Annotated in this window: 22 protein-coding genes; 8 read left to right on the top strand and 14 right to left on the bottom strand. The window is 53.0% G+C overall.

Features of this window, described 5'->3' with window-relative positions:
- Window positions 1-4 precede the first annotated feature (4 nt).
- The 8 genes from rseP to rpsB form a co-directional block, all read right to left on the bottom strand.
- The gene (gene rseP, locus ACLD3P_RS11560; protein ID WP_000949017.1) at window positions 5-1,357 is read right to left on the bottom strand and encodes a sigma E protease regulator RseP; all 1,353 of its coding nucleotides are present in this window, start codon (window positions 1,355-1,357) and stop codon (window positions 5-7) included.
- An 11-nt stretch (window positions 1,358-1,368) separates the two neighbouring features.
- Window positions 1,369-2,226 carry a phosphatidate cytidylyltransferase gene (gene cdsA / locus ACLD3P_RS11565; protein ID WP_000922422.1) on the bottom strand — a complete coding sequence of 286 codons (858 nt, stop codon included), beginning with the start codon at window positions 2,224-2,226 and terminating at the stop codon, window positions 1,369-1,371.
- A 12-nt stretch (window positions 2,227-2,238) separates the two neighbouring features.
- Window positions 2,239-2,997, bottom strand: coding sequence for a (2E,6E)-farnesyl-diphosphate-specific ditrans,polycis-undecaprenyl-diphosphate synthase (gene ispU / locus ACLD3P_RS11570; protein ID WP_000947413.1), 759 nt, complete (start codon window positions 2,995-2,997; stop codon window positions 2,239-2,241).
- A gap of 312 nt (window positions 2,998-3,309) precedes the next feature.
- Entirely contained in the window at window positions 3,310-4,506 is a 1,197-nt protein-coding gene (ispC, locus tag ACLD3P_RS11575) for a 1-deoxy-D-xylulose-5-phosphate reductoisomerase (protein ID WP_000811905.1), read from the bottom strand.
- A gap of 141 nt (window positions 4,507-4,647) precedes the next feature.
- Window positions 4,648-5,205 carry a ribosome recycling factor gene (gene frr / locus ACLD3P_RS11580; RefSeq protein ID WP_000622423.1) on the bottom strand — a complete coding sequence of 186 codons (558 nt, stop codon included), beginning with the start codon at window positions 5,203-5,205 and terminating at the stop codon, window positions 4,648-4,650.
- 146 nt (window positions 5,206-5,351) lie between these two features.
- Entirely contained in the window at window positions 5,352-6,077 is a 726-nt protein-coding gene (gene pyrH / locus ACLD3P_RS11585) for a UMP kinase (RefSeq protein ID WP_000224567.1), read from the bottom strand.
- Window positions 6,078-6,221: 144 nt separating this feature from the next.
- Window positions 6,222-7,073: a translation elongation factor Ts gene (gene tsf, locus ACLD3P_RS11590; protein WP_000808106.1), complete on the bottom strand. Its 852-nt coding sequence runs from the start codon at window positions 7,071-7,073 to the stop codon at window positions 6,222-6,224.
- Window positions 7,074-7,330: 257 nt separating this feature from the next.
- Window positions 7,331-8,056 carry a 30S ribosomal protein S2 gene (gene rpsB / locus ACLD3P_RS11595; protein ID WP_000246886.1) on the bottom strand — a complete coding sequence of 242 codons (726 nt, stop codon included), beginning with the start codon at window positions 8,054-8,056 and terminating at the stop codon, window positions 7,331-7,333.
- 450 nt (window positions 8,057-8,506) lie between these two features.
- On the opposite strand from rpsB, the gene map reads away from it, so the two are divergent.
- The 3 genes from map to dapD all read left to right on the top strand — a co-directional run bounded on the left by map (window position 8,507) and on the right by dapD (window position 13,065).
- Window positions 8,507-9,301: a type I methionyl aminopeptidase gene (gene map, locus ACLD3P_RS11600; RefSeq protein WP_001018214.1), complete on the top strand. Its 795-nt coding sequence runs from the start codon at window positions 8,507-8,509 to the stop codon at window positions 9,299-9,301.
- Between the two features lie 237 nt (window positions 9,302-9,538).
- Window positions 9,539-12,211, top strand: coding sequence for a bifunctional uridylyltransferase/uridylyl-removing protein GlnD (glnD, locus tag ACLD3P_RS11605; protein WP_001094519.1), 2,673 nt, complete (start codon window positions 9,539-9,541; stop codon window positions 12,209-12,211).
- A gap of 29 nt (window positions 12,212-12,240) precedes the next feature.
- Window positions 12,241-13,065, top strand: coding sequence for a 2,3,4,5-tetrahydropyridine-2,6-dicarboxylate N-succinyltransferase (gene dapD / locus ACLD3P_RS11610; protein ID WP_001186673.1), 825 nt, complete (start codon window positions 12,241-12,243; stop codon window positions 13,063-13,065).
- Window positions 13,066-13,101: 36 nt separating this feature from the next.
- Here the strand turns inward: dapD and ACLD3P_RS11615 are convergent, their stop codons facing one another.
- Entirely contained in the window at window positions 13,102-14,403 is a 1,302-nt protein-coding gene (locus ACLD3P_RS11615; RefSeq protein WP_000017175.1) for an MFS transporter, read from the bottom strand.
- 246 nt (window positions 14,404-14,649) lie between these two features.
- Between ACLD3P_RS11615 and ACLD3P_RS11620 the strand changes: the two genes are divergently transcribed.
- Together ACLD3P_RS11620 and ACLD3P_RS11625 are read left to right on the top strand one after the other, a co-directional pair.
- Window positions 14,650-15,036, top strand: a complete 387-nt coding sequence (locus tag ACLD3P_RS11620; RefSeq protein ID WP_000272193.1) for a DUF3461 family protein — start codon at window positions 14,650-14,652, stop codon at window positions 15,034-15,036.
- Between the two features lie 185 nt (window positions 15,037-15,221).
- Window positions 15,222-18,191, top strand: a complete 2,970-nt coding sequence (locus tag ACLD3P_RS11625) for a putative mucin/carbohydrate-binding domain-containing protein (protein WP_411006439.1) — start codon at window positions 15,222-15,224, stop codon at window positions 18,189-18,191.
- A 121-nt stretch (window positions 18,192-18,312) separates the two neighbouring features.
- Here ACLD3P_RS11625 and cdaR read toward each other — a convergent pair whose 3' ends face one another.
- The 3 genes from cdaR to dgt all read right to left on the bottom strand — a co-directional run bounded on the left by cdaR (window position 18,313) and on the right by dgt (window position 22,697).
- Complete coding sequence (cdaR, locus tag ACLD3P_RS11630; RefSeq protein WP_000929420.1) at window positions 18,313-19,470, bottom strand: DNA-binding transcriptional regulator CdaR; 1,158 nt, start codon at window positions 19,468-19,470, stop codon at window positions 18,313-18,315.
- A 152-nt stretch (window positions 19,471-19,622) separates the two neighbouring features.
- Window positions 19,623-21,050, bottom strand: coding sequence for a serine endoprotease DegP (gene degP / locus ACLD3P_RS11635; RefSeq protein ID WP_000753958.1), 1,428 nt, complete (start codon window positions 21,048-21,050; stop codon window positions 19,623-19,625).
- A gap of 129 nt (window positions 21,051-21,179) precedes the next feature.
- The gene (dgt, locus tag ACLD3P_RS11640) at window positions 21,180-22,697 is read right to left on the bottom strand and encodes a dGTPase (protein WP_000146450.1); all 1,518 of its coding nucleotides are present in this window, start codon (window positions 22,695-22,697) and stop codon (window positions 21,180-21,182) included.
- Window positions 22,698-22,781: 84 nt separating this feature from the next.
- On the opposite strand from dgt, the gene mtnN reads away from it, so the two are divergent.
- Genes mtnN through ACLD3P_RS11655 form a run of 3 tightly spaced genes read left to right on the top strand, consistent with a single transcriptional unit; the run spans window position 22,782 to window position 24,933 of the window.
- Window positions 22,782-23,480 (top strand): 5'-methylthioadenosine/S-adenosylhomocysteine nucleosidase, encoded by a 699-nt coding sequence (mtnN, locus tag ACLD3P_RS11645; protein ID WP_000689822.1) that lies wholly within the window; start codon window positions 22,782-22,784, stop codon window positions 23,478-23,480.
- The gene (btuF, locus tag ACLD3P_RS11650) at window positions 23,473-24,273 is read left to right on the top strand and encodes a vitamin B12 ABC transporter substrate-binding protein BtuF (RefSeq protein ID WP_001118843.1); all 801 of its coding nucleotides are present in this window, start codon (window positions 23,473-23,475) and stop codon (window positions 24,271-24,273) included. The genes mtnN and btuF overlap by 8 nt, the downstream gene beginning before the upstream one ends.
- 36 nt (window positions 24,274-24,309) lie before the next feature.
- A complete protein-coding gene (locus ACLD3P_RS11655) occupies window positions 24,310-24,933 on the top strand; it encodes a TRIC cation channel family protein (protein WP_000964234.1) in 624 nt (207 codons plus the stop codon).
- Window positions 24,934-25,033: 100 nt separating this feature from the next.
- On the opposite strand, the gene erpA is transcribed toward ACLD3P_RS11655, so the two are convergent.
- Both erpA and clcA read right to left on the bottom strand, forming a co-directional pair.
- Window positions 25,034-25,378 (bottom strand): iron-sulfur cluster insertion protein ErpA, encoded by a 345-nt coding sequence (gene erpA / locus ACLD3P_RS11660; RefSeq protein WP_001278668.1) that lies wholly within the window; start codon window positions 25,376-25,378, stop codon window positions 25,034-25,036.
- Between the two features lie 81 nt (window positions 25,379-25,459).
- Window positions 25,460-26,881 (bottom strand): H(+)/Cl(-) exchange transporter ClcA, encoded by a 1,422-nt coding sequence (gene clcA / locus ACLD3P_RS11665; protein ID WP_076934779.1) that lies wholly within the window; start codon window positions 26,879-26,881, stop codon window positions 25,460-25,462.
- Window positions 26,882-26,932: the final 51 nt, after the last annotated feature.

The following is a 26,932-nucleotide window of genomic DNA, read 5'->3' on the forward strand; positions in this document are numbered from 1 at the left end:
TCTCTTACAACCGAGAGAAATCATTGAAAAGTGCAAGCCCCATTAACAACACCAGCAAAATCGAGCCAATGCGATAACTAAAGTCTTGAACCCGCTCGGATACCGGCCCGCCCTTAAGCTTTTCAATCGCCAGGAACAGCAGATGACCCCCGTCAAGAACGGGCAGCGGAAACAGGTTGATTATCCCTAAGTTCACGCTGATTAGCGCAAGGAACATCAGGTAATAAATCACCCCGAACTCCGCTGACATCCCAGCCCCCTGAGCGATAGAGATCGGCCCACTGAGGTTGTTCAGTTTCACATCACCGGTTATCAATTTACCCAGCATACTGACCGTCAGCTTCATCAACTGCCACGTCTTATCCGTGGCTTCGAGGATGGCGCTAAAAGGTCCATACTGGCGTATAGTCTTGTACTCTTCCGGCAGAGGAATAATTTTAGGCACCACGCCTGCAAACCCTTCCGCCTTTCCGTTAACCGATTTCGTATCCGGCGTTAACGTCAACGACAAGGCGCTCCCCTGCCTTTCAATCTCTAACGCTAACGGCTTACCGGGATTATCGCGTACAAACGTCACGAATTTCATCCACTGCGTTAACGGCTGACCATCGACTTTAACGATCCTGTCGCCCGCTTGCAAACCCGCTTTACTGGCTGCGGAATTCGCCTGCACTTCTGACAGTACCGGTTCAATCTGTGGCCCGCGGGGCCGAATCCCTAAAGAAGATACAGGATCTTGCTTATCAGGCTCAAATGCCCAGTGACGTAAATCAAGCGTTTTGTCCTGCCGCTGGTCGCTGCCAAACGGCGCGACGCTCACCGTCGTCTGCTGATCGCCAATTTTGGACACCAGTTGTAAACGCACGGCATCCCAATCAGGGGTTTCGATACCATCAACGGCTTTAAGTTCCGTACCAGGCGCAATTTGCGCCTGCGCAGCAATCGAGTTGGGCGTTATTTCGCCAATGACCGGACGAACGCCAGGGACGCCGATGATAAAGACCAGCCAGTAAGCAAAGATAGCAAAAATGAAGTTCGCAACCGGACCTGCGGCAATAATTGCGGCGCGCTGGCCCACCGTTTTGTTATTGAAGGCGTGACGACGCAATTCCGGCGCTACCGGTTCGGCGCGTTCATCCAGCATTTTGACGTAGCCGCCCAGCGGGATCAGGGCGATGACATACTCGGTGCCGTACCGATCGGTACGACGCCAGAGCGCTTTGCCAAAGCCGATGGAAAAGCGCTCAACTCGCACACCGCAGCGCCGGGCAACCCAGAAATGACCAAATTCATGCACAGTGATCAGCACGCCCAGTGCGATGATGAATGCAGCCAGATTCCAGAGAATACTCAGCATAAAACCTTCCGTTAGAGCGTCCTGAACACCAGTAACAACAGGCAAGCAAAGACCGGTACGGCAGCCGTCAGGCTGTCAATTCGGTCCAGAATGCCGCCATGGCCTGGAATCAAGTGGCCGCTATCCTTAATTCCTGCTTCGCGCTTAAACATACTCTCGGTGAGGTCGCCCAGTACAGAAGCCAGAGCCGCCACCACAGAGCAAATCAGCAAGATAACAGGCGCAACATTCAGATTCGCCCACATACCGTAACCCCATGAGATCACGGCAGCCGTAGCAAGCCCGCCGATAAACCCTTGCCAGGTTTTACCCGGGGAAACCTTCGGCGCCAGCTTATGTTTGCCAAACAATTTACCAAACATATACGCGCCAGAGTCCGCTCCCCAGACCAGGATCATGACATAGAGTAGCCATATTGCGCCACTGTAATGATTCTCGTCATAGTGCCAGGCGCGCAGCGCCAGCATTCCCCAGAAAAATGGCACAATAGTTAACAAACCGAAAATGAGACGCAATGTTTTTGAGTTGCGCCAGATTGCCGCCGAACCGGGATAAAATAGCACCAGCAGTAGCGCGACAACCCACCATCCTAACGATGCCCAAAGCGACATCTCAACCAGCGGTTGACGAATGTTGTGATGATACTCAGGCAACAAAAATAGCATCAGCGCCAATAACAGACCACACAGCACCGCCAGCCAAACCCGCTGTGAACGCGCGGCGAAACCGCTTAACTGTCCCCATTCCCACGCGGCCAGCATACAGACAACCAGCGTAATAATAGCGAACCCCACCGGCGGCAATAAAAAAAGCGCAGCGATGACCGCGGGTATTAACACAAAAGCAGAAATCAGGCGATACTTCAGCAAAAGCAACCCCCATCAGGCTTTGTCATCACCAGGCTCGGTACCGCCGAAACGACGCTCTCGATTAGCAAAGGCATGCAGCGCACCTTCAAAGTCTTGTTCATCGAAATCGGGCCAAAGAACATCCGTAAAGTAAAGTTCGGCATAGGCAATTTGCCAAAGCAAAAAGTTACTAATGCGATGCTCTCCCCCAGTCCTAATTACTAAATCCACAGGCGCCAGCTCATGCATACAGATTTGCTGGCCTAGTCTCTCTTCATCAATCTGATCGGGGCGCAGCACTCCAGCCTGCACCTGTTCCGCCAGTTGTCGGACTCCCTGGACAATATCCCAACGTCCGCCGTAATTCGCAGCAATATTCAGCGTTAGACCCGTATTATGGGCGGTAAGCGCTTCTGATTTGCGAATACGTTCTTGTAAACGTGAGTTGAATCGGCTGATATCGCCGATAATACGCAGGCGAACGTTATGGCGGTGCAGGCTTTTGACTTCGCTATCCAGCGCCCACACAAACAGCTCCATTAACGCGCTCACTTCCTGCGCCGGTCGGTTCCAGTTTTCACTACTAAAGGCATACAGCGTTAACGCATCAATACCGTTATTGGCAGCAAAAGAGACCGCTCGCCGGACGGACTTCGCCCCGGCTTTATGCCCAAAGGCCCGGATCTTCCCTTGCTTTTTCGCCCAGCGACCATTGCCATCCATAATTATTGCAACATGACGGCAGCCATGCGCTGGCAAATTTTCGCTTACTGGTTGAGTTGCAGACAACATAACGCGTTTTTTGTCCCTGAAAGGATTTAGCGGTACTCAGGAATACTGAAGCCTTTATACACATTCTCTTCGGTTCGCTTCGCGGATGACTGCGCGTCATCGCCCCTGTCGTGCGCTGTCTGCGCACGCCGGGAACGTATTCGCCTGCCGTCCCGATGCGTCCTGAATGATTTTGTGTATCCACAAAAAAGCCGTGTAAAACCACGGCTAACCTGACCGAAAAAAGCCAAAAACCTGCGATCAGGTGGCGCAGACTATATCACCGAAGCCCAACGCTAACAAATAGCACGATCTTCTGTCGCGGGATAATCGTCAGCGTGAGAGCCGTATCACTTGTTTTCTGGCTACTTCACGCGCGATGGCGTCAACCTGCAATACGTCCTCAACGCTTGCCGGTTCCTGTAAATCCATCCTCTCCAGCACCGCTAAATTGAGCCCGGCGATATCGGTAAAACGAATCTGTTGCGCCAGAAACGCGGCAACGGTGATTTCGTTTGCCGCATTGAGCGCCGTCGTTGCCGCCTGACCTTGCTCAAACGCCTCCATCGCCAGCTTCAGGCACGGATAACGCTGATAATCTGGCGCGCTAAACGTCAGCGCGCTGAGTTTGCAAAAATCAAGCGGCTGCGCGCCGGACGTGACGCGATTCGGCCATGCCATCGTATGCGCAATAGGCGTACGCATGTCAGGTTCTCCAAGCTGCGCCAGGACGCTGCCGTCCTGATAACGCACCATCGAATGAATGACCGATTGCGGATGGATCAACACTTCCATCTGACGTGCGCTGGCATTAAATAACCAACGCGCTTCAATGTATTCCAGACCTTTATTCATCATGGTGGCGGAATCGACGGAGATTTTTCGCCCCATCGACCAGTTCGGATGACGACATGCCTGATCCGGCGTCATCGCTGCCAGATCGCACATTGGCGTTTCACGAAACGGGCCACCAGACCCGGTAAGCAAAATCGACGTTACGCCATTTTGCTCAAGGTCAGCGTATCCCAGATTATGCTGAATAGATTGCGGCAAACTCTGAAAAATCGCGTTATGTTCGCTATCGACGGGTAAAAGCCGGGCGTTGCTGCGTTTTACTTCGTCCATAAACAGCCGCCCGCAGGTCACCAGCGATTCTTTATTCGCCAGCAGAATCGTCTTCCCTGCGCGAATCGCCGCCAGGGTCGGCAGTAAACCAGCCGCGCCCACAATGGCCGCCATCACATGCCCGACCTCATCAAGCGCCGCCATCTCACAGGCAGCCTGCTGACCGCTCAGAACCTCGGTGCGGCTGCCATGCTGCTGAAGCATTATTTTGAGCTGTTCTGCGCTCGACGTATCGTCCATCACGGCATAACGCGGCGAGAACTCCAGGCACTGCTCCGCCATGCGGGCGACATTTTTACCCGCCACCAGCGCGATAACGCGGAAGCTATCAGGATTATGGCGCACCACGTCCAGTGTGCTGCAACCAATAGAGCCGGTCGAGCCCAGAATGGTTAATTGCTTCATGAAACGTCCAGAAGTGTTGAAACGGAATAAAAAGCAAAACGCCGCACAGGAGACCTGATAATGTCTTCTGCGCGGCGCTTTGTACACCACTCATCCGCCAGGTTTAGCGGTGGAATGAGTTTATATCTGCGTACAGATCAATCAGAACTGCATCAGTTCTGCTTCTTTATCTGCCAACGCCGCATCAACTTTCTTAATTGCCGCGTCGGTCATTTTCTGTACTTCTTCCTGAGAGCGACGATCGTCATCTTCACTGATCGCTTTATCTTTCAGCAGAGCTTTTACTTTATCGTTCGCATCACGGCGGACGTTACGAACGGCGACACGCGCCTGCTCCGCTTCGCCACGGACAATTTTCGTCAGATCTTTACGACGTTCTTCGGTCAGCGGCGGCAGCGGAACGCGAATGTCGGTGCCCGCAGAGCTTGGATTCAAACCGAGGTCTGACGCCATGATCGCTTTTTCAACGGCTGGTCCCATAGAACGGTCAAACACGTTAATTTTTAAGGTACGGGAGTCTTCTACCGTTACGCTTGCCAACTGGCGCAGCGGGGTCGGAGTGCCATAGTATTCTACGACAATACCATCCAGCAGGCTGGGAGAAGCACGACCCGTGCGCACTTTGCTGATTTGGGTTTTGAACGCTTCAACGCATTTTTCCATGCGTACTTCAGCATCTTTTCTGATATCGCTAATCACGTTACGAATCCTTGAAAACTAGTCTCAGTCAGACCAGACGGTCACACAATACAAAGATGTGCTAAGTATAGTCTCGTTTAATTTCTGCCAGGTAATAAGACCCGTCAATAGAACAGAATCTTACCCGTATTTGGCGCTCACGGGAATTATTCCGTGATTAACGTCCCTTCTTTTTCGCCCATCACCACACGACGCAGCGCGCCCGGTTTGTTCATGTTGAAAACACGAATCGGCAGTTTGTGGTCACGAGCCAGCGTGAACGCCGCCAGATCCATCACTTTCAGCTCTTTATCCAGCACTTCGCTGTAGGTCAGCTGATCGTACATGGTCGCGGAAGGATCTTTTGCCGGATCGGCAGTGAATACGCCATCCACTTTGGTCGCTTTCAGTACGACATCCGCTTCAATTTCGATCCCGCGCAGACAGGCCGCAGAGTCGGTAGTGAAGAACGGGTTACCCGTACCTGCAGACAGAATCACAACACGGTTATTACGCAGCAGGCTAATCGCCTCGGCCCAACTGTAGTTGTCGCACACGCCGTTTAAAGGAATTGCCGACATCAGGCGGGCGTTCACATAGGCGCGGTGAAGCGCATCACGCATTGCCAGGCCGTTCATGACGGTGGCCAACATGCCCATGTGGTCGCCCACAACGCGGTTCATCCCCGCTTTTGCCAGACCTGCGCCACGGAACAGGTTACCACCGCCAATCACCACACCAACCTGAATACCCAGTTCAACCAGTTCTTTGATCTCCTGAGCCATACGATCCAGTATGCTTGCATCAATACCGAAGCCTTCCGTACCCTGCAGAGCTTCGCCGCTTAATTTAAGCAGAATGCGTTTATAGACGGGTTTTGCATTGGTAGCCATGTTTCTTTCCTGAGACTGTCAACGATTGATATGAGTTAATTCCGGCGACATTGTACGTCGCATTTCAGCGCAGACGCCAGGCGTCGGCTGATTTTACAAGAGAGGCGCAAAAAGAAGCCGCCCTCAGGCGGCTCCTCAGGAAAATCAGGACTGCTTAGACATCGCAGCAACTTCTGCTGCAAAGTCAGTCTCGACTTTCTCAATGCCTTCGCCCACTTCAAAGCGGATGAAGCCAGTCACGTCAGCGTTGTGCTCTTTCAGCAGTTGGCCAACAGATTTGCTCGGTTCCATGACGAAAGGCTGACCAGTCAGAGAAACTTCGCCGGTGAATTTCTTCATGCGGCCTTCAACCATTTTCTCTGCGATTTCTTTCGGCTTACCGGACTGCATCGCGATGTCCAGCTGTACCTGGTACTCTTTCTCTACCACGTCAGCAGACACGTCTTCCGGCTTAACGAATTCCGGCTTGCTTGCCGCAACGTGCATCGCCAGCTGTTTAACCAGCTCTTCGTCAGCGCCTTTAGCAGCAACCAGAACGCCGATGCGCGCACCGTGCTGGTAAGAACCCAGAACGTCGCCTTCCAGGGAAGCTACGCGACGAATGTTGATGTTCTCGCCAATTTTCGCTACCAGAGCAACGCGCTCTTCTTCGAACTGCGCTTTCAGGACTTCTACGTCAGTGATTTTGCCAGCAACAGCGGCGTCCAGCACTTTGTCAGCAAATGCCTGGAAGCCAGCATCTTTAGCCACGAAGTCAGTCTGGCAGTTAACTTCCAGAATGAAAGCGACGTTGCCGTCGATTTTGGTTTTGATTACGCCGTCAGCAGCCACGTTGCCTGCTTTTTTCGCCGCTTTGATAGCGCCGGACTTACGCATGTTTTCGATTGCCAGCTCAATGTCGCCATTCGCTTCAGTCAGCGCTTTTTTGCAATCCATCATGCCTGCGCCAGTACGCTCACGCAGCTCTTTTACCAGGGATGCGGTAATTTCAGCCATTCTAAAATCCTCGAAAGATTTGATCTGCCCGGCATCAAACCGCACAGATATAAAAGTGAAAAAGGGGGCCATATACAGGCCCCCTAACCAAACGTGATACTACCTGGTCTATAAGGGCTCTCCCCTTCATATTTCGAGCCGCAGGTGCGTTGCCTTCACTCGCTCATCCCGGTCACTTACTGATGTAAGCTCCCGGGAATTCTCGAGCTTGCCGCCTTCCTGCAACTCGAACTATTTTAGGGAGTTATCAAGCCTTATTACTCGGCTTCTACGAAGCTTTCTTCCGCCTGGGAAGCCAGATCCTGAGAACGGCCTTCACGAACGGTTGCAGCGACAGCGCCCAGGTACAGGCTAACAGCACGGATTGCGTCATCGTTACCCGGGATAACGAAGTCAACGCCGTCCGGATCAGAGTTGGTATCAACGATAGCAAATACCGGGATACCCAGGTTGTTCGCTTCTTTGATAGCAATGTGCTCGTGGTCAGCATCGATAACGAACAGAGCGTCCGGCAGACCGCCCATGTCTTTGATACCGCCCAGGCTGTTTTCCAGTTTCTCAAGCTCACGAGTACGCATCAGCGCTTCTTTCTTGGTCAGCTTTTCGAAAGTACCGTCCTGAGACTGAGTTTCCAGGTCTTTCAGACGTTTGATGGACTGACGAACTGTTTTCCAGTTAGTCAGCATACCGCCCAGCCAGCGATGGTTCACGAAGAACTGGTCGCAGCTGTTAGCAGCTTCTTTCACCGCTTCGCTTGCAGCGCGTTTAGTACCAACGAAAAGGATTTTACCTTTACGAGCAGAGATCTTGTTCAGCTCAGCCAGAGCTTCGTTGAACATCGGTACAGTTTTCTCAAGGTTGATGATGTGAACTTTGTTACGCGCGCCGAAGATGAAAGGCTTCATTTTCGGGTTCCAGTAACGGGTCTGGTGACCAAAGTGAACACCAGCCTTGAGCATGTCGCGCATGGAAACAGTTGCCATGATTTAAAACCTCTATAGATTAAGTTGGGGTTATGCCTCCACGTATCCCATATTACCGACCCCAAAGGGCACCCCGGAATATGTGCCGATACGTGTGTGTTGTTACACAAAGTGAGATTTGTCGCTCCCGTCCATCGTGTGTAGTCTTCGAATGGATCGGAAGTCCGGCGCGCTTTATACCACAAATACGCCACCGACACCAATAATTGTTGGCACTCAGTGCTGAATTGAACGATGAATTTCGTGTTACAGGCAGGCGGCAAATTTCTGAATCCCCGGGAGCTTACGACCAGTAAGTGACTGGGGTGAAAAAATGTCGCCAACGCACCTGTGGCACGAAAGGCGAAGTTCAGAATGATTCTCAATTTGGCAGGGTACACCCCTGACTGATACCATTGTCAGCACTTACACAATTATTGCCGAAATCATCGGCACTGATGGACAGAATTCATGGCTATCTCAATCAAGACATCTGAAGACATCGAAAAAATGCGCGTCGCGGGCCGTCTGGCAGCCGAAGTGCTGGAAATGATCGAACCGTATATCAAACCGGGCGTCACCACTGGCGAACTGGACCGTATCTGTAACGATTACATCGTTAACGAACAACACGCGATCTCCGCCTGCCTCGGCTACCACGGCTATCCGAAATCCGTCTGTATCTCTATTAATGAAGTGGTGTGCCACGGCATTCCGGATGACGCTAAACATTTGAAAGATGGTGATATCGTCAACATCGACGTGACCGTGATTAAAGATGAATTCCACGGCGATACCTCGAAGATGTTTATCGTCGGCAAACCGACCATTCTGGGCGAGCGTCTGTGCCGCGTCACGCAAGAGAGCCTGTATCTGGGCATCAAAATGGTGAAACCGGGCATTCGCCTGCGCACCATTGGTGCCGCCATCCAGAAATATGCCGAAGGCGAAGGTTTCTCCGTGGTACGTGAATACTGCGGACACGGTATTGGTCGCGGCTTCCATGAAGAACCGCAGGTGCTGCATTATGATGCAGACGATGGCGGCGTCGTGTTGCAGCCTGGCATGACCTTTACCATTGAACCGATGCTGAACGCCGGGGATTACCGTATCCGCACCATGAAAGATGGCTGGACGGTAAAAACCAAAGACCGCAGCTTGTCTGCTCAGTACGAGCATACTATTGTGGTAACGGAAAACGGCTGTGAAATTCTGACGCTGCGTAAAGATGACACCATCCCGGCGATCATCACACACGACGAATAATGTTTTGCCTGATGGCGATGCCTTCGCATCTTATCAGGCCTACAAATTACACCTTTACTCAAAATCATTCGAGTTGCCTCAAGGCGGCAAGAGAGTGAATCTTCAGGAGCGTACATAAGTACGTGACTGGAGTGAACGAGCGCAGCCAACGTAGAAGCAACTTGAAGGATGAAGAGTAAATACGTAGGCCGGATAAGGCGTTCACGCCACCATCCGGCTTTTTAATGGGTGGCGCATATGAATACTCTTCCTGAACAGCACGCGAATACCGCACTCCCCACCCTCCCGGACCAGCCGCAAAACCCTGGCGTCTGGCCGCGCGCTGAACTGACCGTCGCCGGTATCAAAGCCCGCATCGACATCTTTCAACACTGGCTGGGCGAGGCATTTGACAGCGGCATTTGTGCTGAACAGCTTATTGAAGCTCGAACCGAATTTATCGACCAGTTGTTGCAACGCCTGTGGATTGAGGCCGGTTTCGGTCAGATTGCCGATCTGGCGCTGGTCGCCGTCGGCGGCTATGGACGCGGCGAACTGCATCCGCTTTCCGATATTGATCTGCTCATTTTAAGCCGCAAAAAGCTGCCCGATGAACAGGCACAAAAGGTCGGCGAGCTGCTGACTTTATTATGGGACGTCAAGCTGGATGTCGGGCATAGCGTACGTACGCTGGAAGAGTGTCTGCTGGAAGGTCTGTCTGATTTAACCGTTGCGACAAACCTCATCGAAACGCGCCTGCTGATCGGTGATGTTGCTCTGTTTCTGGCACTGCAAAAACATATTTTCAGCGAAGGTTTTTGGCCGTCCGACAAATTTTACGCCGCCAAAGTAGAAGAGCAGAACCAGCGCCACCAGCGCTATCACGGCACCAGCTATAATCTGGAGCCGGATATTAAAAGCAGCCCCGGCGGCCTGCGCGATATCCATACATTGCAGTGGGTCGCCCGACGTCACTTCGGCGCTACCTCGCTCGATGAGATGGTGGGATTCGGCTTTTTAACCCCCGCAGAGCGCGCGGAACTCAACGAATGCCTGCATATCCTGTGGCGCATTCGCTTTGCGCTACATCTGGTGGTCAGCCGCTACGATAACCGCCTGCTGTTCGACCGCCAGTTAAGCGTCGCTCAACGCCTTAACTACAGCGGCGAGGGCAATGATCCGGTTGAGCGGATGATGAAAGACTACTTCCGGGTTACGCGCCGGGTGAGCGAACTTAATCAGATGCTGCTTCAGCTATTTGACGAGGCGATTCTGGCGCTGCCTGCGGATGAAAAACCACGTCCTGTTGACGATGAGTTTCAACTGCGCGGCACGCTCATTGATCTGCGTGACGACACGCTGTTTATCCGCGAACCGCAAGCGATCCTGCGCATGTTTTATATGATGGTGCGCAATAGCGCGATCACCGGCATCTACTCTACGACGTTACGCCATTTGCGCCACGCCCGCCGCCACCTGAGCCAACCGCTGTGTTACATCCCGGAGGCGCGCACTCTGTTTCTGAGTATGCTACGCCATCCCGGCGCAGTCAGCCGCGGCCTGCTGCCCATGCATCGTCACAGCGTACTGTGGGCTTATATGCCGCAGTGGTCGCACATCGTCGGACAAATGCAGTTTGACCTGTTCCACGCATACACGGTGGATGAACACACCATCCGCGTAATGCTCAAACTGGAGAGCTTCGCGAAAGAAGAGACGCGCCAGCGCCATCCGCTATGCGTCGATCTCTGGCCGCGGCTTCCCCATCCGGAACTGATCCTTATCGCCGCGCTGTTCCACGATATTGCGAAAGGTCGCGGCGGCGACCATTCGGTACTGGGCGCGCAGGATGTACTCACCTTCGCCGAACTGCACGGTTTGAACTCACGCGAAACGCAACTGGTCGCCTGGCTGGTGCGCCAACACCTGCTGATGTCAGTCACCGCCCAGCGCCGCGACATCCAGGATCCGGAAGTCATCAAGCAGTTTGCCGAAGAGGTGCAAACCGAAACACGGCTGCGTTTTCTGGTCTGCCTGACCGTCGCGGACATCTGCGCGACCAACGAAACCTTGTGGAATAGCTGGAAACAGAGCCTGCTGCGCGAGCTGTACTTCGCCACTGAAAAACAGCTCAGGCGTGGAATGCAAAATACGCCGGATATGCGTGAGCGCGTGCGTCACCATCAGCTTCAGGCGCTGGCGCTGCTGCGAATGGACAATATTGATGAAGCCGCGCTGCATAAAATCTGGACCCGCTGTCGCGCTAACTATTTTGTTCGTCATAGTCCAAATCAGCTCGCCTGGCACGCACGCCATTTATTGCAGCACGATCTGCGCCAACCGTTAGTGTTGCTCAGTCCGCAGGCCACGCGCGGCGGAACCGAAATTTTTATCTGGAGTCCGGACAGACCCTATCTGTTTGCCGCCGTCTGCGCCGAGCTGGACAGGCGTAATTTAAGCGTCCATGACGCGCAGATCTTTACCACTCGCGACGGCATGGCAATGGATACGTTTATCGTTCTGGAACCAGACGGCAGCCCGCTGGCGGCGGATCGCCATGACGTTATTCGCACCGGTCTTGAACAAACCATTACGCAGCGTAGCTGGCAGCCGCCGCAGCCGCGTCGGCAACCGGCAAAGTTACGGCACTTTACGGTCGAAACGGAAGTCAATTTTCTGCCCACCCATACTGACAGAAAATCATTCATGGAATTGATCGCGCTCGATCAACCTGGTCTGCTGGCCAGGGTCGGACAAATTTTTGCCGATCTGGGAATTTCGCTTCATGGCGCCCGAATTACAACCATTGGTGAACGAGTAGAAGATTTATTCATAATCGCCACAGCGGATCGGCGCGCGCTTAATAATGTGCTGCAACTTGAGGTGCAACAACGGTTGACAGCGGCCCTCAATCCAAACGATAAAGGGTAGTGTGTTTATTTATATGAAAGAGTTTAACAATGCAGCAGTTACAGAACGTTATTGAGACCGCTTTTGAGCGCCGCGCCGATATTACGCCGGCTAATGTAGATACCGTGACCCGAGAGGCGGTAAACCAGGTCATTTCTCTACTTGATTCCGGCGCGCTGCGTGTCGCAGAAAAAATCGACGGTCAGTGGGTCACTCACCAGTGGTTGAAGAAAGCGGTTCTGCTCTCTTTCCGTATTAACGATAACCAGGTTATCGACGGTGCGGAAAGCCGCTACTTCGATAAAGTCCCGATGAAATTCGCTGATTACGACGAAGCGCGTTTTCAAAAAGAAGGCTTCCGCGTCGTTCCGCCTGCGGCCGTTCGTCAGGGCGCATTTATCGCCCGCAACACCGTGCTGATGCCGTCTTACGTTAACATCGGCGCCTACGTTGACGAAGGCACCATGGTTGACACCTGGGCGACGGTGGGTTCCTGCGCGCAGATTGGTAAAAATGTTCACCTTTCCGGCGGCGTGGGTATCGGCGGCGTACTGGAGCCGCTGCAGGCTAACCCGACCATCATTGAAGACAACTGCTTTATTGGCGCGCGTTCTGAAGTCGTGGAAGGCGTCATTGTCGAAGAAGGTTCCGTCATTTCCATGGGGGTATACCTCGGCCAGAGCACCAAAATCTACGATCGCGAAACCGGTGAAGTTCACTATGGCCGCGTACCGGCGGGCTCCGTTGTCGTTTCCGGCAACCTGCCGTCAAAAGACGGTAAGTACAGCCTGTACTGCGCGGTGATCGTGAAAAAAGTCGACGCCAAAACGCGTGGTAAAGTGGGCATTAACGAATTATTGCGCACTATTGATTAAGCGAGTGAAAAGCGGGGGCGACAGCCCCCCTTTGCATTACGGCGAATGCGGTAACACGGTTTCCGGCGCAATCTTTGCCGCAAACGCCGAAGCCAGCGCAGTTAAAACGACATAACCGGCAACCAACGTCCAACTGTTATCATAGACTGCGCTTAACGCTTTAGCGATAAACGGCGTGAATCCCCCTGCCACAACCGCCCCCAACTGAGCGCCAATTGATGAACCGCTGTAGCGTACAGGCGGATGAAACAGTCCGGCGAAAAAAGAAGGTTGCACGGCATTCAGTGAATTATGACCAATGTTAATAAGCAGAACGTAGCCCATTGTCATCAGTATGAGCGAACGGCTTTCCAGCAGCCAGAAAAAGGGAAAAGCCATTGCCGCGACAAAAAGCGCGCCGAAAATATACACCTGACGGCAGCCACGCCGATCCGACATGATGCCAAATAGCACGTGCATGGGATACGCCAGCAGACAGGTGAACATTACAATGTACAGAATAGTCAGGCTGGCAATCCCAAGCTGCGTCGTCGCCCAGGAAACCGCGAAGACGGTGGCAAGAAAAAAGGGAACGCTTTCCGCAAAACGTAGAATTATAATCAGCAAAATGCTGCGCCATTGTTCTCGTACCACTTTGACCACCGGCCTTTCTTCTTTTTGCTGCATATGCTTAATGGCCTGCTGCTTTTTAAACGCACGGAAGACAGGCGTCTCATCCAGACGATGACGCATATATAATCCAGGCAGCACCAAAAGCGCACTGAGCAGAAAAGGAATACGCCATCCCCACAATAACAACGCATCCTTCGGTAATTGGGTCACGACTATAAATGCGCCTGTCGCCAATAATTGTCCCGTGAGCCCTCCTGTTTGCGATAGCGCGCTTAACCGCCCCCGGTGCTTTCCAGCAGCATATTCCACGACCATTAACATGGCGCCTCCCCATTCGCCTCCAACCATAAATCCCTGCAAAAAACGCAGAATAACCAGTAAGGCAGGCGCCAGCGCGCCAATACTGGCGTAAGAAGGCAGGCAACCGATGAGAAACGTGACCGCGCCCATCCCCCCTAACGTGATTAATAACGTGTTTTTACGCCCAAGCGTATCTCCCCTGTTGCCAAAAAATAGCGCGCCCAGCGGCCGGGAAATAAATCCCACGCCGAAACTGGCAAAAGAAGATAACGTTGCAGTCAATGGGCTGGCGCCAGGGAAAAAAAGCGGGCCAAATACCAGCGCGCTTGCCAGGCCGTATAATAGAAAATCATAATATTCAATGGAGTTTCCTATCCAGGCGGAAATCACCACCCGGCGAATAGTAGCATTATACGTTCCGGACATAGACTCCGCCTCTCAAGGTTATCGACCACTACCTCCGGTCAATTTTCCACACTGACCTCAAACGCTTTCTCTATAAACGGAATATCGCGTTGAATTACTTAAACTATCAATAACCACCGCCCTTTTACTCATGACGTTGCCGAGACGTCTTCTGCGATCAACCGCGCTTTTTTTGTATCCATTGGTGGCGAAAAACCAACTTTTCGTTAATTATTCAAAAGTTATAGTGTGATGAAGGATACCGCTATGTATGACAATCTAAAAAGTCTGGGCATTACCAATCCTGAGGAAATCGATCGTTACAGCCTGCGGCAAGAAGCCAATAACGATATCCTGAAAATCTATTTTCAAAAGGATAGAGGTGAATTCTTTGCTAAAAGCGTGAAGTTTAAGTATCCACGCCAGCGTAAAACGGTGGTGGCCGATGGCATCGGTCAGGGTTATAAAGAAGTACAGGAGATTAGCCCTAACCTACGCTATGTGATTGACGAGCTGGACCAAATCTGCCAGCGCGACCGCTCAGAACTCGATCTCAAACGTAAGATCCTCGACGACTTGCGCCACCTGGAAAGCGTCGTCGCGAATAAGATCAGTGAAATCGAAGCCGATCTGGACAAGCTTACCCGCAAATAAAAAAGCTGCCGGGGCTTCATTTCGGGCCCCTCTCACTCTGCTGCTCCCTCTCATCCACCTCACGGCTACCACCATTTTTCATCACTATGCCTCACAGCGGCTCAATACATATCATTTCGTTATCCTGCTGTATTTATTAATAAAAATAAAAAGCTATGTTCATCCTCCCTATTTATGGAGGTTATATGACTCAGGAAATCACGCTAACATGTTATTCGCTGCCTGCGGCCCCCGGACTGGATAACATCAAATTTGAAAAGGGGCGCGAGCACGACCGCCAGGCGCTGGGATTTATTCTGCCAGCGAATACGCAGCTGCAAATCCGCCAGCCAAATAACAACGCCGGTAACGCCAGACTCCGTCTGCTGTGCAATGACTCAGCGTGTGAGAAATCGCTTACGCTGAACGGCAACTGGCAAACGATCAGCACAACGGTCGATTCCGTTCCCTTTATTGATACCCTCTTTTTTGCGCAGGGCGGCGAGTTTTCGGTGATCTACCGACAGCCAACCAGCAATAAAAATTTGCCACACTGGCGTAAGGGGCAATCCGAAGACGCTTTTTTCCAGACCTGGGAAGAACAGGCGTCGCCTTTTGCCCTGCTGGAACTGGACCGCGTGCGTTTTCTGCTGCCCTGGGCGGATCGCGCTAATGTCATCAACGCCGGTATCACCGCGCTGGATGCGTACTACACGCGAGTGATCGACGCCTATAATGACTGGACTGGTCTCAGCGATAGCCCTGCTTCGCCGCTTAATCAAAATGTCGCTAACCGCTATTTTATTAAAGCGGATAAACACGGCGTCGGCGCGGCTTATTATCTCCCCTGGTGGTGCGCGCAAACGGCTGCAACATTAAGCCAGGGGTGGATCGATAATGTCGCCACGCAGTGGACGATTCTGCATGAAATCGGTCACGGCTATCAGGGCGTCTTTATGAATGACGTCGACCTGCCAGTCGGTGAGGTGTGGAACAACATTTACGCCGCGTTTTTCCAGCAGTTTAACCTGAACCAGGGGAACCATCTTTATACCGACGGCTGGCTCTACAATTACGGACGGCAGTCTGAGCAGGAATTGCAATTCATTACCTATCTGCGGAATCGCACGCCGGTTAGCGCCTGGGGCGTCCGCCCCCGCCTGCAATTTCTGATGCTGATGTTATTTAAAGGCGGAACAGAAGCCTTCCGGGTGTTTAACCAGAACTACCGCGAGCTGGGTGCTGACGAAAACTTTTTGCCCTGCGAGCATCGCCTGACCGATCTGCTGGCGGACGCCATCGCCACAGCCTCAGGTTATGACGTCGCGCCGTTTATTCAGCTGTGCGGCTTACCGGTCGATGCGTTCACCCGCGAGCAGATCGCCGCACGGGCGGTAAAACCCGTCTGGCCGCTTTACGATCTGCTGCCGGAGCGCGAATGGGAAAGCGCGCGCCAACAGTTAGGGCTGGACTCTTTTGTCTGGCTGGTTGAAAACGCCGAGCTGGCGGCGCTGAACAAAACGGGAACGCTCACGCTAACGCTGAATATCGATCAGCCGGAGCAACTTTATGGACGCGCCTTAACGCTACACGACAACGCCGGCAGCACGTATACATTGCCCGTCAACGACAGTACGCTCACGTTAACTCCCCTGCCCATTGGCATTTACCATCTCACCCTGCCCAAAGGGCGATCGCAGAAATACCGCCCGGACACGGACTATGTGGTTATCCGCGAAGGGGAAAACGCACTTACCGTTAATTTCACCGCCTTGCAGGACAGCGCCGCGCATAACGAGCAGTTGATTTTCCTCGGCTACGGTGACATGCCCTTCGCCCGTTTAGCCGTGGATCATGAGGCCAGACAATTAGTTCTGGATATCACGAACGCCACGCCGCACAGCTACTTCGCGAATACGTTATACGCCAGCATAACGGTGTTAACCGCCAGCGGCGAAAAGGTTTTTGAACGTAAGATGAACGGAACAAACTGCGCCACCGGAAAAATTGTGGTGCCGTTTAGCGACCACTACCACCTTTATCTTTATCATGCCGAGCCTGGCCGCCTGAAAGCCTCGCCGGGCTATCTGACATTGGTCTCGTCGACGAAATATCAGTTACTGCGTCTTGATAGCGAAGGGCTTTATCATTTTTCGCTCAACAACGATCCTGTCGCAGATCTCCAGGCTATGTTCAGCCATCGCGCAGATGCTATCCGCGCCTGCCCTTTATTAATGGCGCAACCTTATGCCGCTTGCAAAAACGATCTCTGGCTGATGCTCTCCCACATTGAAGAGCCGACCCGTAGCACGTTAATGCGCGACAGCGTTGATGTGCTGCCGGCGGATAACAGCGAGCCGGGCGAAGGCATCGGTAAAGGCGTGACGTTGCAGTTACGCGGACAAGGCGACAGAACGTTTTGCCAGCTTGCTTACGATAATCGGCAACAGCGCATGACAATAGAAACACAGGCCGGGCAGCCTCATCCTTACTATACCGCGACATACAGCACGCTCACGGTGAAGGAGGAGTCCGGCAAGGTTATCTATAGCCGTCATTATGATGGCATCACCCACTATCCAGCCGATAGCGATACGGTTGTTTTGCAAGCGGGAATGTACATTGAGCTCTTCCATGACGAACCTTACCGTTGCAGCGCCATCAATGAAACGACCGAGCAAAACGTCACGCTGAAAAAACACAACCGCTGGCGCGTGGTGAGCGATGGGCTGGAGGTCGACTCACCGGAACAAACGGAAGAGAAAAATACCTCCGATGCTGCCGCATTATATGGCGATAAATTCAGCTGGCAGCTTATTGGCAAGGAAGAAAATGGTTTTGCCAGTATGGAAATAGACATCCGTGCGCAACAATTTATCTTTACCGCATACCCAATTGCGCCGCATAGCGACTTCGCAACGGAATATGCGGCAGTGACGATTTATAATACGCGCGGTACGGTGGTTTACCGTCAGTCGATAAAAGGTTCGGTGCAGCTTGGCGGCTATACTGACGTCTGCGGGCTGGATGAGGATTATACGATTGAGGTCTTTCATGCCGAGGGCGCAGACCAGTCGGTTATCCGCAACCCGCTCAATGGCGAAAGCTGGCCGCAGCCGCAACACGTGATCTGGCAGGTCACGGCGCGGGGATTGCAGCGCCTGACCACGAATTAACCCCACCCCATCACAGCGTCTTCGGGCGCTGTGAGATTACGTTGTCGAATGGCGGTTTTGCCTAATCCGGCCTACTACTTCGCCCAAATCCCCTGGTCTGGTCAGCGAAGCGCCGCCGGACTTAACGCTGTTCATCCAGTTGTAGCGCCACATACAGCAACAGCCGATCGTCAAAATTTCCCAAATCCAGCCCGGTCAGTTCCGAAATACGATTTAGCCGATATTCCAGCGTGTTACGATGAATAAACAGCGCCTTAGAGGTCGCCAGCGGCTGGACATTATGGCGAAACCACGCCGTCAGCGTCCGACGTAATAATCCGTTGTTATCCATCGCTTTGAGTTTTACCAGCGGGCGCGCCAGCTCATTGGCCTGCCAGCCGCCACGCAGGCTATCTAACAGAACCGGCAGCATCAAATCCTGATAAAAATAGCTGCGGCTTTCTGGCATCCGCTGTTTGCCGACCATCATCGTGGTGCGCGCCGTGCGGTATGAGCGTGCAATACTGCCCGGCCCGGTAAAGTAATTGCCCAGCGCCACGCGAAAACGTAGCTGACCATTCTCTTTCATTCGCGAGATAAGCTGCTCTACGCGCTTACGATGATCTTCAGCATCCCAGCGACCAAACGAGTTTAAGGCGGGTTTGAGCACCACCATCTCGGTGAGAGACACAATGGCTATCAGGTTGTTACGCTCCGGCGTGGTAAGCGCATTCTGCAACTGCTGAAGTTCCGCCATTGCGCTATCGACGCCAAGCTGGCCGCTGTCGACTTCCACCACCGCCGCCACACGCGGCTGGTTCAAATCGATCCCCAAACGCTGCGCCCATTCCACCAGCGCCGGCGTATTTTCTTCGGCCTGAATCAGGTTCATCACCAGCTCTTCGCGCAAACGGCTATCCTGCGCCAAAAGGTGCATTAACCGCGACTGCTCCAGCATCATTTCGGCAGTCATACACACCAGTTCGCCATATTTACGCAGATGCTCTGGTTCGCCGGTGAGACCGATCACGCCGACAATTTCGCCCTCAAGGCGTAAGGGAAGATTAATCCCCTGACGTACCCCGTGCAGGTGTCGCGCCACGGCGTCGTCGATATCCACAACCCGGCCCTGCGACAGCACTAACAGCGCGCCTTCGTGCAATTCACCAATACGTTCCCGATCGCCGCTGCCGATAATACGCCCGCGGGCATCCATTACGTTGATATTGGTATCGATGATGCGCATAGTGCGCGCCACGATATCCTGCGCCATTTTGGTATCAAGATGCCAGCCAGCCATAAATCCCTCCTGTGAGCAGAGCACAAGCATAAGGAAGATGACAAGTCTCGACATTGTGCAAATGCACAAAACGGTGCAAATAAGTATGGAGTTGTGGGGGGTTTCACAGAAAAGTGTTGCCCCCTTCCATGGCGGAAGGGGGACAAAGGTGATTACTGCATCAGCAAATAAATAGAACTATCACCACGCTGAATATTCAGCGCCAGCACCGACGGCTTGCTGTCGAGAATTTTACGCAGCTCGGCGATATTTTTCACCGGCTGCTGGTTAGCGCCGATAATGACATCGCCTTTTTTGAGGCCAATTTGCGCGGCGGGTGAATTCGCTTTCACGCTGCTCACCACAACGCCTTTATCCTGGCCTTTATTGCTCATTTCAGCGCCTTCAATCCCGCTGAAGATGGTGCTGGAATCAACCTGACTCTGGCTGCTCTGCTGCAGTTCCAGATTAACCGTAATCGCTTTACCTTCACGCAGCAGACCGAGGCTGATTTTGCTGCCGACCGGCATAGTGCCGACCTGAGCGCGCAGCGCCGCAAAGCTGCTGATCGGTTTACCGTTCAGCGAGGTAATGACATCCCCGGCTTTGATACCCGCTTTCGCCGCGGACGAATTCGGCATCACCTGGCTGACGAACGCGCCACGCTGGGCGTCGACTTTCATCGCTTTCGCCAATTCGGAATTCAGCTCAGTCCCCATGATCCCCAGTTCGCCGCGTTTCACCTGGCCGTATTCCACCATCTGCGACGTCAGGTTTTTCACCATGTTACTGGGGATAGCGAAGCCGATACCGATGTTGCCGCCGTCCGGCGCCAGAATCGCGGTGTTAATACCGATCAGCTCACCGTTCAGGTTCACCAGCGCGCCGCCGGAGTTACCGCGGTTAATCGCGGCGTCGGTCTGAATAAAGTTCTCGTAATTTTCTACGTTCAGGCCGCTACGCCCCAGCGCCGAAACGATACCTGACGTCACCGTTTCGCCCAGACCAAACGGGTTACCAATAGCGACGGTATAATCCCCCACGCGCAGCGCGTCGGAGTCCGCCAGCTTAATCGCCGTCAGGTTCTTCGGATTCTGAATTTGAATCAGCGCGATATCAGAACGTGGATCTTTGCCCACCACTTTAGCATCGAATTTACGTCCATCGCTAAGCTGTACTTTAATCACGCTGGCGTTATCAACCACGTGGTTGTTGGTAACGACGTAGCCCTTTGCGGCGTCAATAATTACGCCGGAGCCCAGCGCCATGAATTTCTGTTGTTGACCGCCGTTGCCGCCGTTACCGCCGCCCTGGCAGAACGGAGAATTCTGGAACGGAGAACCGTCCTGGCAGAACGGGGAGTCATCGCCAAAGAACTGCTGGAAATTACGCGGCATACGCGGCGTATTCACCGTGGTGCTACCTTCTACATTAATACTGACCACCGATGGCATCACTTTTTCGAGCATCGGTGCCAGGCTTGGCATCTGCTGGGCAGTCATTGCTGAAGAGGACGTTTCAGCCGCCGTGGCAGACAGAGGCGACAATGCCAAACCTAAACTCAGAGCCAGTGCACTCATTGCTAATGTGGTTTTTTTCATGTGTTTCAATCTCGATTAACAGGTAACGCAAAATTGCTGTGTACGTCAGATTCATTTTATAACGCGAAGTTCCGGAACAAAGTTTCTGGAAAAAGTAAAAATTTATTGTCCATCTTTACAAAAGTCCATTTACTGTTCGACCGCCATCAAACGCCGATATTCATCCCATGCGTAAAGGTCAGTCATCCCGCTGATATAATCCTGAATCAACCGACAGCGATAATAATATTCCAGTACCGGGTACTCCGCCGAATCCGTAGGTAATTTACTGACGACTTCCACGTAGGCCAAACGATGGCGCGTAGAAAGTTTCTGAAATAAGCGCGATTCTATGGGGAAGCGTTTCAACCGTTCCTTTTCCACCAGCTCGCGAAAGTCGTTAAGCGACAAACTTAATAGCGGCTGATAGATATCTAATAATCCGCTGATCACCCGGTATCCCTGTAGTTCAAGCTGTTCTACATCCGGATGGCTAAACACATGTTCAACCGCCACATTCTTATAGAGTTCAAGCAGGCGGCTAAAACCGCTGGCATCTTCCAGTAACGCCTGATTGAAGGTACCGGCAAAAATCTGCGGCAAATTATCAATAAAACGCTGAGCGGCATAGGGCACCAGTTTATTTAATGTATTTACCCGTAAATACATAAAAAACTGATCTTCGGTACTGCGGCTTAATGTATTGGCGCGTGATTTTTCCCACGCATTTCCTACCACCAGCTCAAACAGCGAATCCTTCTCATGGTGGCCCCACGCGTGATATAAATGGTGATAAAGCTGCTCAACGCTAAAGATTCTTTTCTCTACCGCGTCTTCAAGATCGGCAACACAATAAGAAATATCATCTGCGGCTTCCATAATCCACGTTAATGGAAAGCGACTGTAAGGCGCTAACTGAAGTTCTTTACGTAACCTCGCAATATACTTCTCTTCAGAAAGATAATAGCCCGGTTTCTTCATTAAATAGCGATGGGAATCCGGCACCGGCCCTCGCCACCATGCCGGACGGGTATATTTTAAAATTCCGCCAACCTGCGCCCAGGTAAGATTCATCCGCATGAGCGTATGTACCAGACGAATTCCCTGTGCATTGCCTTCAAAATGGCAGATATCCTGACGTACCTTGCGGCGAATATCGTTCAGATTTTCTTCGCCTTCCTGTAACCGTAGCGAGGAAACCACACAGCGATCATGCGTGAGCGGCTGACTTTCCGCATCTTCCGGATGCAGCCGCTGACGAAACCAGTCATTGATCGCCGCCTCGCCAAAATGACCGAACGGCGGATTACCGATGTCGTGCATCAGGCAGGCCATTTCCACAATACTTTCAAAGGGACCGGTCAGCGCATCCAGACCGTACTCCTCCAGTCGGTTTTGCTCTTTCAGGCGGCTTAAAATCTCTTTCGCGATATAACGCCCCACCTGCTGCACCTCCATCGAATGCGTCAGGCGAGTACGTACTGCGGCATTGCGCTCCAGCGGGAAAACCTGCGTTTTTTGCTGCAAACGGCGTATAGCCGGAGAGTTGATAATCCGCCCGCGATCGCTTTCAAAAATCCGCAGGATCTCATGTTCCGTCTTTACGCCCTGCGGTGAACGATAACGACGATGCCAGTTAATTTTATTTCGGAAATCGATCGATGCCATATTCTCTCCCCGCCTGAGAAATGCGCTTCCCCATAAGCGCATGATAAACTATGCCCTCAAAACTGACTTATCGCGAGTAAATCTATGAAAATCGGCATCATTGGCGCAATGGAAGAAGAAGTTACGCTGCTGCGTGACAAAATTGACAACCGTCAGACGATTACGCTGGGCGGCTGCGAAATTTACACCGGCCAGTTGAACGGCACCGAAGTGGCGTTGCTGAAATCCGGTATCGGTAAAGTCGCGGCGGCGCTGGGCGCAACGTTGCTTCTGGAGCACTGCAAACCGGACGTGATCATCAATACCGGTTCCGCAGGCGGTCTGGCGTCCACGCTGAAGGTCGGCGATATCGTCGTCTCTGACGAAGCGCGTTACCACGACGCTGATGTGACCGCTTTCGGCTATGAATACGGGCAATTACCGGGCTGTCCGGCCGGGTTTAAGGCCGATGACAAACTGATCGCCGCCGCGGAATCCTGCATCAGAGAGCTGAATCTGAACGCGGTACGCGGCCTTATTGTTAGCGGCGACGCGTTTATTAACGGCTCCGTCGGGCTGGCAAAAATTCGGCATAACTTCCCCGACGCGGTCGCCGTAGAGATGGAAGCCACCGCTATCGCACACGTCTGCTATAACTTCAACGTGCCGTTCGTGGTGGTACGCGCTATTTCTGACGTGGCCGATCAGCAATCGCACCTCAGCTTTGACGAATTCCTCGCGGTGGCGGCGAAACAGTCGACTCTGATGGTCGAGACGCTGGTACAGAAACTGGCGCATGGCTAAGCAAATGTTCAGGGCGCTGGTCGCCCTGCTGCTTACGCTCCCGGTGTGGCTTTACGCTGCGCCGCGCGTCATTACCCTCTCTCCCGCCAATACGGAGCTCGCTTTTGCCGCCGGGATTACGCCCGTTGGCGTCAGCAGCTATTCCGACTACCCGCCCGAAGCGCAAAAAATAGAACAGGTCTCTACCTGGCAGGGAATGAATCTGGAACGCATTGTGGCGCTGAAGCCGGATCTGGTCGTCGCCTGGCGCGGCGGTAATGCGGAACGCCAGGTAAACCAACTGACGTCATTAGGTATTAAGGTCATGTGGGTGGACGCGGTAACCATCGAACAGATCGCCGACACGCTCCGTCAACTGGCCGCCTGGAGCCCGCAGCCGGAAAAGGCTCAGCAGGCAGCGCAGACATTACTAAACGAGTACGCCGCGCTCAACGCCGAGTATGCCGGTAAAGCTAAAAAGCGCGTCTTTCTTCAGTTTGGCATGAATCCTCTGTTTACCAGTGGTAAAGGGTCTATTCAACATCAGGTTTTGACGACCTGCGGTGGAGAAAACGTCTTTGCTGACAGCCGCGTGCCGTGGCCGCAAGTAAGCCGTGAACAGGTGCTGGCAAGGCATCCCCAGGCCATTATCGTAGCCGGAAAAGCGGGCGAAATTCTCAAAATTGAACAATACTGGGGAAACCTGTTAAAAATTCCGGTTATTCCGCTTAACAGCGACTGGTTTGAACGCGCAAGCCCGCGTATTATCCTCGCCGCAAAACAACTCTGTAATGCGCTTTCACAGGTGAATTAGAGCCTGTCTTACCAGGCTCCCAGTGGGGATTCGACAATGCTCGTCTATTGGCTGGATATTGTAGGCACGGCTGTATTTGCTATCTCTGGCGTGTTGCTGGCCGGGAAATTACGTATGGACCCGTTCGGCGTCCTGGTGCTCGGCGTCGTTACTGCCGTCGGCGGCGGGACAATCCGCGATATGGCGCTGGATAACGGCCCGGTATTCTGGGTTAAAGATCCTACCGATCTGGTCGTCGCCATGGTCACCAGTATGCTGACCATCCTGCTGGTTCGCCAGCCAAGACGTCTGCCGAAATGGATGTTGCCGGTACTGGATGCGGTCGGGCTGGCGGTGTTTGTCGGCATTGGGGTGAATAAAGCCTTCCTCGCTGAAACGGGGCCATTAGTGGCTGTCTGTATGGGCGTGATTACCGGCGTCGGCGGCGGGATTATTCGCGATGTTCTGGCACGCGAGATCCCCATGATCCTACGCACCGAAATCTATGCCACGGCCTGTATTATCGGCGGGATTGTTCACGCTACCGCGTTTTATACGTTTTCAGTACCGCTGGAAAGCGCCAGCATGATGGGTATGGTCGTCACGCTGTTCATTCGGCTGGCGGCCATTCGCTGGCATTTGAAATTGCCGACGTTTGCACTGGATGAAAACGGACGTTGATATTGTTTTGCCCGATGGCGCTACGCTTATCGGGCCTGGAACATCTTTCCTGTCGGCCGGATAAGACGCTCGCGTCGCCATCCGGCACAACGAACAGCAATCAAATGCTGAAGGAAGAGCCACACCCGCAGGTACTTTTCGCATTCGGGTTGGTTACAATGAAGCGGGAACCTTCCAGGCCTTCGGTATAATCTACCGAACCACCCACCAGATACTGCAAACTCATCGGGTCAACCACCAGGCCAACGCCCTGTTTTTCGATGGTCATATCCCCTTCGTTAACCTGATCGTCAAAGGTAAAACCATACTGGAAGCCGCTGCAACCGCCGCCGGTGATATACACGCGCAGTTTCAGATTCGGGTTATCTTCGTCAGCGATAAGACTTTTTACTTTATTCGCTGCTGCGTCGGTAAACTGCAACGGCAGCGCTACGTCATCACTCATATTTTGCTCCAAACGACATCGGTAATTGGATAAATTTTCACCCAATATTGGCAGTCATTATCTAATACCCTGGTAATTCGTTCAAGTATTCTCGCCCGCAGGCGCATTCTGGTTTTTCGCCGCCTGTTCCGCATCCTGCTTCGCCAGAGTGCGCGCCAGGATGGTTGAGTATAACGGTTTCCCGCCCAAAAACTGGGCTAATAGTGTCGCGCCAAGACAGGTGATAATCATTGGCAAAATGAGCTGATAGTTATCGGTCATCTCCAGCACCAGCACAATCCCCGTCAACGGGGCGCGCACCGACGCCGCCATCAGCGCCCCCATCCCGGCAATCGCAAAGGTACCGGCCTCCAGGTGATACTGCGGGAAAAGCACTGCCGCCGCCATACCGAAGGCCGTACCAAGCAGCGTTCCCAGCGCCAGCATCGGGGCGAAAATGCCCCCCGGCGCGCCGGAAGAAAAGCAAAGCAGCGTCGTGACAACCCGGGTAATAAAGATGAACAGCAGTAGCCCGACGCTAAAATTACCTGCCGCGGCGATAGGAATAAGGTTAAATCCGCCGCCTGCCGCTTCCGGCTCAATCAACCCCAGAATACCGCACAGGCCGCCGATCGCGCCGCCCATAAGCACCCATTTTTTAATTTCGCCGCCATGAAAGCGCTGAAACATATCCTGGGTACGCAGCACCAACGAATTAAATACCGGCCCGACGCAGCCAAAAATAATACCGAGGATAAGGTATAACCACAGAGTGTTAACCGGCGCATCAGACAGTTTGCCGACTTCAATAATCGGCGCTTCGCCGTTAAATATGCGGAACACAATGCTCGACATGATGACGCCGGTAAACACCGCTTTAATCGAAATCAGGTTGTAGCGAAACTGCGGGCGCATCTCTTCAATAATAAACAGGATACCCGCCAGCGGCGCGTTAAACGCCGCAGAAAGCCCCGCCGCCGCGCCGGTCGCCAGCAACGTATGCCGCGCTTCGGCGCTGCGCATACGAAAAACATCCAGCACCATGCGTCCCAGGTTGCCCCCGATTTGCACCGTTGGCCCTTCGCGCCCTAACACCATTCCTGCGCCCAACGTCCCCATCCCGCCGATAAACTTCACCGGCAACACGCGCCACCAGCGCACCGGACGTAACTCCTCCAGCGCGCCTTCAATTTCCGGGATACCCGAGCCGCCGGCTTCTGGCGCAAATTTTCGCACCAAAAAGTAGCCGACCATCGCCAGTAACGCCGAAAGGATAAAGGCCAGCGGCCAAAGCAAAAACGCATGGTCCGCGACCTGAACCAGCGCGCCAATGCGCATGTTTTGTACCCAGGAAACGGCCTTTTCAAAGGCGACGCCAATCAGTCCGGTAAGCGTGCCGACAACGGCCGCCATGAACAGGATGGCCAGCGGCGTTTTATCCCGCTGCATTAACCGGCGAATCTGATCTCTGCGCCGTAAACGCACAATTTGCTGAGCTAAAAAGGTGGAAGTGTCTGTTTTCATCAGAAGATCATTAATTGGTAATACAAATCTAAAGTCGGCATTCTACTCGCC

The sequence above is a fragment of the Salmonella sp. 741265073_HBA genome (assembly GCF_046569105.1).
Classification (GTDB): domain Bacteria; phylum Pseudomonadota; class Gammaproteobacteria; order Enterobacterales; family Enterobacteriaceae; genus Salmonella; species Salmonella enterica.